The sequence below is a fragment of the Mycobacterium sp. E3298 genome (genome assembly GCF_001666895.1).
Classification (GTDB): Bacteria; Actinomycetota; Actinomycetes; order Mycobacteriales; family Mycobacteriaceae; genus Mycobacterium.
Genome location: NZ_LZJB01000482.1, coordinates 1 through 7,226, shown reverse-complemented (window position 1 = coordinate 7,226; position 7,226 = coordinate 1). Strand labels below are relative to the sequence as shown.

At 68.1% G+C, this 7,226-nt stretch carries 7 protein-coding genes; 2 read left to right on the top strand and 5 right to left on the bottom strand.

Annotated features, from left to right (window positions below; all coding sequences use genetic code 11):
* The 4 genes from A9X05_RS21980 to A9X05_RS21965 all read right to left on the bottom strand — a co-directional run.
* A partial coding sequence (locus A9X05_RS21980) for an ABC transporter substrate-binding protein (protein WP_067784052.1) occupies positions 1-915 on the bottom strand: 915 nt, incomplete at its 3' end.
* Between the two features lie 14 nt (positions 916-929).
* A complete protein-coding gene (locus A9X05_RS21975) occupies positions 930-1,160 on the bottom strand; it encodes a ferredoxin family protein (RefSeq protein WP_067752861.1) in 231 nt (76 codons plus the stop codon).
* Positions 1,157-1,891 carry a GntR family transcriptional regulator gene (locus A9X05_RS21970; protein WP_067784051.1) on the bottom strand — a complete coding sequence of 245 codons (735 nt, stop codon included), beginning with the start codon at positions 1,889-1,891 and terminating at the stop codon, positions 1,157-1,159. The genes A9X05_RS21975 and A9X05_RS21970 overlap by 4 nt, the downstream gene beginning before the upstream one ends.
* Positions 1,892-2,082: 191 nt before the next feature.
* A complete protein-coding gene (locus A9X05_RS21965; protein WP_068263982.1) occupies positions 2,083-3,339 on the bottom strand; it encodes an MFS transporter in 1,257 nt (418 codons plus the stop codon).
* 296 nt (positions 3,340-3,635) lie between these two features.
* Here A9X05_RS21965 and A9X05_RS21960 point away from each other — a divergent pair, with 296 nt between their 5' ends.
* Together A9X05_RS21960 and A9X05_RS21955 are read left to right on the top strand one after the other, a co-directional pair.
* Positions 3,636-4,412: a hypothetical protein gene (locus A9X05_RS21960; RefSeq protein WP_067784049.1), complete on the top strand. Its 777-nt coding sequence runs from the start codon at positions 3,636-3,638 to the stop codon at positions 4,410-4,412.
* Positions 4,413-4,458: 46 nt separating this feature from the next.
* Positions 4,459-4,728 carry a hypothetical protein gene (locus tag A9X05_RS21955; RefSeq protein WP_067752845.1) on the top strand — a complete coding sequence of 90 codons (270 nt, stop codon included), beginning with the start codon at positions 4,459-4,461 and terminating at the stop codon, positions 4,726-4,728.
* A 1-nt stretch (position 4,729) separates the two neighbouring features.
* Here the strand turns inward: A9X05_RS21955 and A9X05_RS21950 are convergent.
* A partial coding sequence (locus A9X05_RS21950) for an aminotransferase class I/II-fold pyridoxal phosphate-dependent enzyme (RefSeq protein WP_067784048.1) occupies positions 4,730-7,226 on the bottom strand: 2,497 nt, incomplete at its 5' end.

Sequence of the window (7,226 nt, the reverse complement as noted above, 5' to 3'; positions counted from 1 at the left end):
CGACGGCTTGAGCGTGGTGTCGAACGACGTCCCGCCGGGGCCGTTGTAGAGGTACACCACCTCCTGCGGCAGACCGCTGGCCTGGGCGACGATGCGCGCCGCCTCGAGCGGCTTATCGTTGAGGAAGTCGGTGGCGTCCAGTTGCGCCTGCAGGAACGCCGCCAGCACCTCCGGGTGCGAGGACGCATATGCGCGTCGCACCACCACGCCGTGCAGCGTCGGCAGGTTCAGCTCGGCCCCGTCGTACAGCAGCTTGGCCTTGCCCTGGTACACCAGCAGCCCGGGCCACGCGACGAACTGCGAAAGCCCGTTCACCTGACCCGATTCCAGCGCGGACGCGCCAACCTGGGGCTGCTGGTTGAGTACCTCGACGCCGGTGATGCCGGCCCTGCCCAGCGCACGCACTAACGTGCCGTGGCCCGCGGAGCCCACACTGGCCGACACCTTGGCGCCGGCCAGGTCGGCGAGCGCGGTCGCCGGCGAATCGGGCGCCACCACAACCATGTTCAGCGCGCCCTTGGGGTTGTAGCCGGTGACCGACACCATTTCCGTGCGGGCCAGCGGGTTGGCCTGGGTCTTGGACCCGTTGATCAGCATCGGGTAGTCGCCCATCGATCCGATGTCGATCTTCTCGGCAAGCATCTGGGCGGTGATCGGGGCGCCGGTGTCGTAATCCTGCCAGCGCACGGCGTATCTGGTGCCGGTGCGGGTGGTGATGTCGGCGAGCCGCCGCTCGAGGTAGCCCTGCGCACGCAGCAGCGTGCCGGCGGTCACCGTGTTGATGGTCTTCGACTGGTATCCCACCACGACGTTGACCACGCCGGAGGATTGCGAGAACGATTCCAGCGAGCACCCGTTGGCGAACACGGCCAGCGCGCTCGCCACCGAAAGCAGCCGGAGGGCATGCTTTTTCATGATGGCATCGGGTTTCAGCGGAGGAGATAGGGCATGTTCACGGTGACGGCGCCGGTCGGACACCGAGCCGCGCAGGGGCCGCAGTACCAGCACTCGTCGACGTGCATGAATGCCTTGCCGGTGTCGGGGTTGATCGCCAGCGCGTCCAGCGGACAGACCTCGACGCACAGGGTGCAGCCGTCGATGCACAACGACTCGTCGATCGTCACCGGCACGTCGGCCCGGGTGTTGTTGACCAGCGTCATGTATCGCTCCTTGTCAGGCTGCCGCGCATGGTGATTCGATCGCCACGCATCCGGATGTACTCCAAGTCAACGGGTGTGCCGTCGGCGAGACTGGTGAGCCGCTCCAGCATGAGCAGTGCGGCCCCGTCGGGCACCTGCAGGGTGGCCGCCGAATGCGCGTCGGCGGGGATGGCCTCCAGCGCGAGCGACGCCGAGCCCAGCCGCTGCCCGCTGACCTCTTCGATGAGCGCGAACACATCGTTGGTCTCCAGCGGATGGCGCAGCACCTGCTCCCCGATACCCGGGGCCAGGTAGGTCAGATCGAGGCTGAGCGGCAGGTCGCCGAGGTAGCGCAGGCGTTCGATGAAGACCGCCTGTTCGCCGGGCGCCAGCCCCAACCGGCGGGCCACCGACGGCGGCGCGGCGACGGGCATTGCGGCGCGCACCTCGTTGCGCACCTCACCCAGGTTCTTGAAAGTCTCCTTCAGCCCCAGCAACGCGTCCAGCCCGTGCGAGTACTTGCGCTGGGCGACGTGCGTGCCGACCTTGGGCCCGCGCTCGATCAACCCCTCGTGCTTCAGCAGCGCAAGCGCCTCACGAACGGTGTTGCGCGACACCAGGAATTCGGCCGCCAGGTCGTGTTCGGCCGGCAACCCGGCGGGATAGGCGTCGGCGTGGATCTGTTGGCGCAACACGTCGGCGACCCGGCGGGCGCGGTCGGCCCTGGGCTCGCTGCTGATCGGTTGCGCCACGCGGCCACGCTAACGCGGCTCAGGGGCGCATTTCGGCCAAGCGACGAGGGCCCCCGCCGGCGCCTCGGGGCATTGCGCCGGGGCGCTTTCATCGGCGACCAGCCAAAACCGGGAGCCGGCGCACCATTGCGCCACCCCGGCGCCGCCGTCGTGGTTCCGATCGCGGTGAGCGGAACCGTTTGGGGCACGGGCTATCGCGAAGCGCCGACCATCTCGGGATCGCGGCCGGGCCCCGGCGGTACACCTTGCGATCCGGCAGGGCGCGACCGCGCGGGCACCAATGGCACGGCCGCCAACGGAAACAACGCGCACAGCGCCCAGGCCGGCGGGTATCCGGCGGCCATGATCAGCGCACCGAAAAGCGGGGGCCCGGCGGCGGCCGTCAGCCGTTGGGTGGTGTTCTGCAGACCCAACGCGCGCCCGCTCCAGAACGGTCCGGCGAACTCGGTGATGGCGGTGGCCTCGAGCCCGTTGTCGAGCACCGCGAGCACCGAGATGACGACCATGAGCAACACGTCGTAACCCGAACCGGTGCCGTCGGTCAGGGCGAGCAGCAACAGGGTCAGCGCGGCGCCGACCGCGATGGTGCGGACCGGCCGCATCCGCGAGCCGACGCGGTCCGACCAGCGCCCGACGGCGATTCGGCCCGCCGCGCCCAGCAATTGACACACGGTGACCAGGCCGCCGGCGGCGGCGACCGACCACCCGTGGTGGTGTATCAGCCACACGAGCATGAAGGTCACGGTCACCGTCTGCGGCACCATCAGCAGGGCGCCCACCGCGTGAATTCGCCAGAGCACGGACGATCCGCGATACGGGCTGGCCAGCTCGGCCTCGGTGGCTATCTTGCGGGATTTTCGCGGCGGATCGACGATCCCGAGCGCGCTGGCCATCGCGGCCACCGTGCACATCAGCGCGAGGAACATCAGCCCGGAACGGGGACCGCGCTCGGCCAGCTCCGGTATCACGAGCGCACCCAGGGCGATCCCCAACGGTTGCGCGGTCTGGCGGATGCCCATCGCCAGGCCCCGTTGATGCGCCGGGAACCAGGCGGACACCAGCCGGCCGCCGGCGGTGTTGCAGCTGGCGGCGGCCATCCCCCCGAGAAACAGGAAGACCCCGACGGCCACCATCGAGTGGGCCGACGCCGCCGCGTACGCCGCCACCGCCGTGAGCGCAGAACCGGCGGTCAGCACGACCCGCTCACCGACGCGGTCCAGCACCCAGCCCCAGAGCACGAGCGTGACGACCATGCCCCAACTCGGCATCGATGACAACAGGCCCGCTTCGGTCAACGAAATGCCCCTGCGCCCCTGCAGCGAAGGGATCAGGAACGCAACGCCGTTGATGAACAGGAACGAGGTCGCCGTAACCCCCAGGGAGACGGCCATGACCGACCAGCGCGCGCCCGCGCCGAGTTGGTGTGCGCCGCCGGCCTCGGTAAGCATGCAATCCATGGTGGCACGGGCTTCATCGTTCGCCGGGCACCTCGGCGCCGCGGCGACACCGTAACTTATTGAACCCTAAGGTATTTGATAACAAGAGCTCAGCATTCACGTCCGGTCCAAGGGGACAGAATTTGCGAATTGCGTTGTGTGCGTGATCATTTGGCCACGCGGTGCAACCACCTCGTCACCAGGGCGATTCACAGCGTGAACATAGCCTTTTCTTATGCGTCAATACGGCGTTTTCTCAGCGCGGCTACCCTCGAAGCGCATGACCACCGACACGAACTGGACTGTGGATGAGTGACGTTTCGCGGCAGGCGTTGACCAAGGTTCCGGCGGTAACCCTGGGGTTCTGGATCATCAAGATCTTGGCCACCACCTTGGGTGAGACCGGCGGCGATACCGTCACGATGACGCTGAACTGGGGCTATGCCGCCGGGGTCGCGCTCTTCGGTGTCGCGCTGGTGGTGCTGGTTGCCGCACAGATCCTGGCCAAGCGCTTCCATGCGTCGCTGTACTGGGCGACGATCGTGGCGTCGACGACGTTCGGCACGACGTTGGCCGACTTCGCCGACCGGTCGCTGGGCATCGGGTACACCGGAGGGTCGCTGCTGCTGTTGGGTTGCCTGATGGCCACCCTGGGCCTCTGGCGCTGGACGGAGGGGACCGTATCGGTCACCACCGTGTCGACGCCGAAGGTCGAGGCCTTCTATTGGGCGACTATCACCTTCTCGCAGACCCTGGGCACCGCGCTCGGCGATTGGCTGGCCGACACCCGCGGATTCGGTTACGAGCGTGGCGCATTGGTGTTCGCGGCCGGCCTGGCCGTGGTGATCGCCCTCTACTACTGGACCGGCATCTCGCGCGTCGCGTTGTTCTGGGTCGCGTTCATCCTGACCCGGCCGCTGGGCGCGACGGTCGGCGACTTCATCGACAAGCCGGTGGCCGACGGCGGCCTGGCCCTGAGCCGCCCGCTGGCCTCGGCGGTGCTCGCCGCGGTCATCGTGGCCCTGCTCGTCGTGCTGCCGCAGCGGCCGGGACGCCACCCCAGTGCGGCCCGGGAAGACGCCTGACCGCTCTCAGCGGCTTCCCAGCTCCGCGACCTACGCTTAAGTTGTCATGTCTGATACCGCACGCCCCGCGCGTCGTCAGAACGGCGCGCTCACCCAACTGCTGATTTTCGCCGCCACGGTCCTCGGCTCCGCCCTACTGGCGGCCGCGCCGGCCAACGCCGATCCCAGCCCGTTCAACACCCTCAATTGCACCTGCCCCACGAGCGCTCCGGCCGGCAGCCCGGCCCGGCACGACGCGATCGCGCGCGGGCTCCTGCGAGGGGAGCTCGGCTGGCCCGCGCAGCCCACGTCGGATCCGGGTCGGCAGGCCGGCTAACTCAGGCGTCTTCGCTCACGGCGGCGCGATCACCGTTGCGGGCCCCGTTCATGCCGGTGGCGTCCGACGGCAACTCGAAAGACGGATAGGCGGTACCGACCGCGGCCAGCGCCGCGTTGCGCTGCGCCTCCATCCGCGCCAGCGCGGACTCGGTGAAGACCGACAGCCCGAGGTCTGGGTTGTACCCGTGGATCTCCTTGACGTCGAGCTGGGCCAGGAAGTAGATGATCTCCTTGGAGACCACCTGCCCGGGCACCAGCACCGGGAATCCCGGCGGGTAGGGCACGACGAACGTGGTGGACACCAGCGTCTTGCCCTCGGCCAGCCGCCGCCCCGCCATGCCGATCAGGACGTGCTCGCGATCGGACTCCTCGTAGCCGGCGTAGAAGGCCGACCGCATGTCACCGAAGACGCACGCGTCGACGGGCCGGAAGGCGACGTCGAACTCGCTGAAGTCGGGCAGGTGCGGCAGGTCCTGGGTGATCTCCTCGACGTGACGCTCCTGCAACGCCCGGTCGGCGACGCTGGCCGCGTTCTCGGCGCGGTCGAAATCGGTTGCGACCCTGCGTAATACGTCCAGGAGGTAGTGCACGCTGGACCACGTGACGCCGATGGTGAAGATCAACAGCACGCTGTTGATCGACGTCTTGTTGATCTGGATGCCGAATCGCTCCATCAGGATCTTCTCGCGGAAGTCATACCCGTTCATCCCGGTCTTGCCGACGAACAGGGTCACCCGCGTCGCATCCAGCACGAACTGATCGGAGCGCCACGCCTCGTTCCATTCGGCCAGCGCGCCCTGCCTGACCTCGCGGTACGAGCTCACCGACGACGCCCGGAATTCCTCGGGCACCAGGTCGGACTCGTCGAGGATGCGGAACCACTTGCTGATCAACCGGTCTCGGCGCACCCGATGCCGGAATACCAGCGCCATGTCGTAGGTCTGCCGGACCAGCTGGAAACCCTCGATGTCGACCTGGCGGCGCGCCAGGTCCAGCGACGCCAGCAACTGCTGGTTCGGCGACGTCGAGGTGTGGGTCAGGAACGCCTCACCGAAGGCATCCCGGTTCAGGGCATTGAAGTCCTGGTCGCGGACGTGGATCATCGACGCCTGCCGCAGCGCCGAGAGCGACTTGTGCGTCGAGTGCGTCGCGTAGACCCGCACCCGCGCCTTGGCGGGGTCGGGCAGCAGCGGGCGATCCACCCAGTCGGACCGGTCCCCCCCGTTTTGCACCCGTTCCATTTCGGCCGCCCATTTCCGGTATTCGGCGGCGTATTCCGGGGAGGCCAGCATCTGCTCGAGGCGCTCGGCCGACACCATGGCGGTGCGCTGCCGTGCCCACGGCACCGCGGTGGCGAAGGCGTACCACGCCTCGTCCCACAGGAAGCAGATGTCGGGCTTGATCGCCAGCACCTCCTGCATGACCTGCAACGGGTTGTAGACCACCCCGTCGAAGGTGCAGTTGGTCAGCAGCAGCATGCGCACGCGGTGCAGTTGGCCGGCCGCCTCGAGGTCGAGCAGCGTCTGCTTGATGGTGCGCAGCGACACCGCCCCGTAGATGGCGAACTGCGGCAACGGGTATGCGTCCAGGTACAGCGGGTACGCCCCGGCCAGCACCAGCCCGTAGTGGTGCGACTTGTGGCAGTTGCGGTCGATCAGCACGATGTCGCCCGGCCGGGTCAGCGACTGCACGACGATCTTGTTGGCCGTCGAGGTGCCGTTGGTGACGAAATACGTGTGGTTGGAATTCCACGTGTGCGCGGCCTTGTCCATCGCCTTCTTGATGTTGCCGTGCGGGTCGAGCAGCGAGTCGAGGCCGCCGGAGGTGGTCGAGGTCTCGGCCATGAAGATGTTGCGGCCGTAGAATTCGCCCATGTCCTGCAAGGACTTCGAGTTGAAGATGCTGGCACCGCGCGCGACCGGCAGCGCGTGGAACTGCCCCACCGGCGCCGCCGCGTACGCGCGCAGCGCGTCGAAAAACGGTGTGGAGAAACGGTTCCGCAGCCCCGCGAGCACGGTGCTGTAGAGGTCGGTCACGTCGTTGAGCCGGTAGAACGTCCGGTCGTATACGTCGGGCTCGGTGTCGTCGCCGGCCGCGATCGACTCGTCGGTGAGCAGGTACAGATCGATGTGGGGCCGCAGCTCGCGGATCCATTCGCCGCACTCCACCCAGTCGTTGGCGCGGTCGGGGATGTCCACGTCCTCGTTGGCCCCGAGCAGGGTGTTCATCAGCGGCAGCCGGTCTCGGGAGCGCAGCGGCAGGTCGTCGCGGATGATCGCGGCCTGGATCTCGCCGTTCAGGGCGACGGCGGCGATGGCGTCCTCGACGCTGGGCGCCACCAGGATTTCGAACTGCACGTCGTCGGAGGGGTTGCGCAGCGCCCGCAGGCATTCGGCCAGGCAGTCGGGGGCCGTCGCGGGGGCGTCGTCGGCGAGCAGCACGGTGTAAAAATGCTGTTTCTTGGCCTGGGCCACCAGCTCCTGGTCGGCCAGCGGC

Bases quoted from the DNA above. Each gene is read 5' to 3' on its own strand.
- A9X05_RS21955 (WP_067752845.1), top strand. From the start codon at position 4,459: ATGTCTGATACCGCACGCCCCGCGCGTCGTCAGAACGGCGCGCTCACC.
- A9X05_RS21965 (WP_068263982.1), bottom strand. From the start codon at position 3,339: ATGCTTACCGAGGCCGGCGGCGCACACCAACTCGGCGCGGGCGCGCGC.
- A9X05_RS21960 (WP_067784049.1), top strand. From the start codon at position 3,636: ATGAGTGACGTTTCGCGGCAGGCGTTGACCAAGGTTCCGGCGGTAACC.
- A9X05_RS21975 (WP_067752861.1), bottom strand. From the start codon at position 1,160: ATGACGCTGGTCAACAACACCCGGGCCGACGTGCCGGTGACGATCGAC.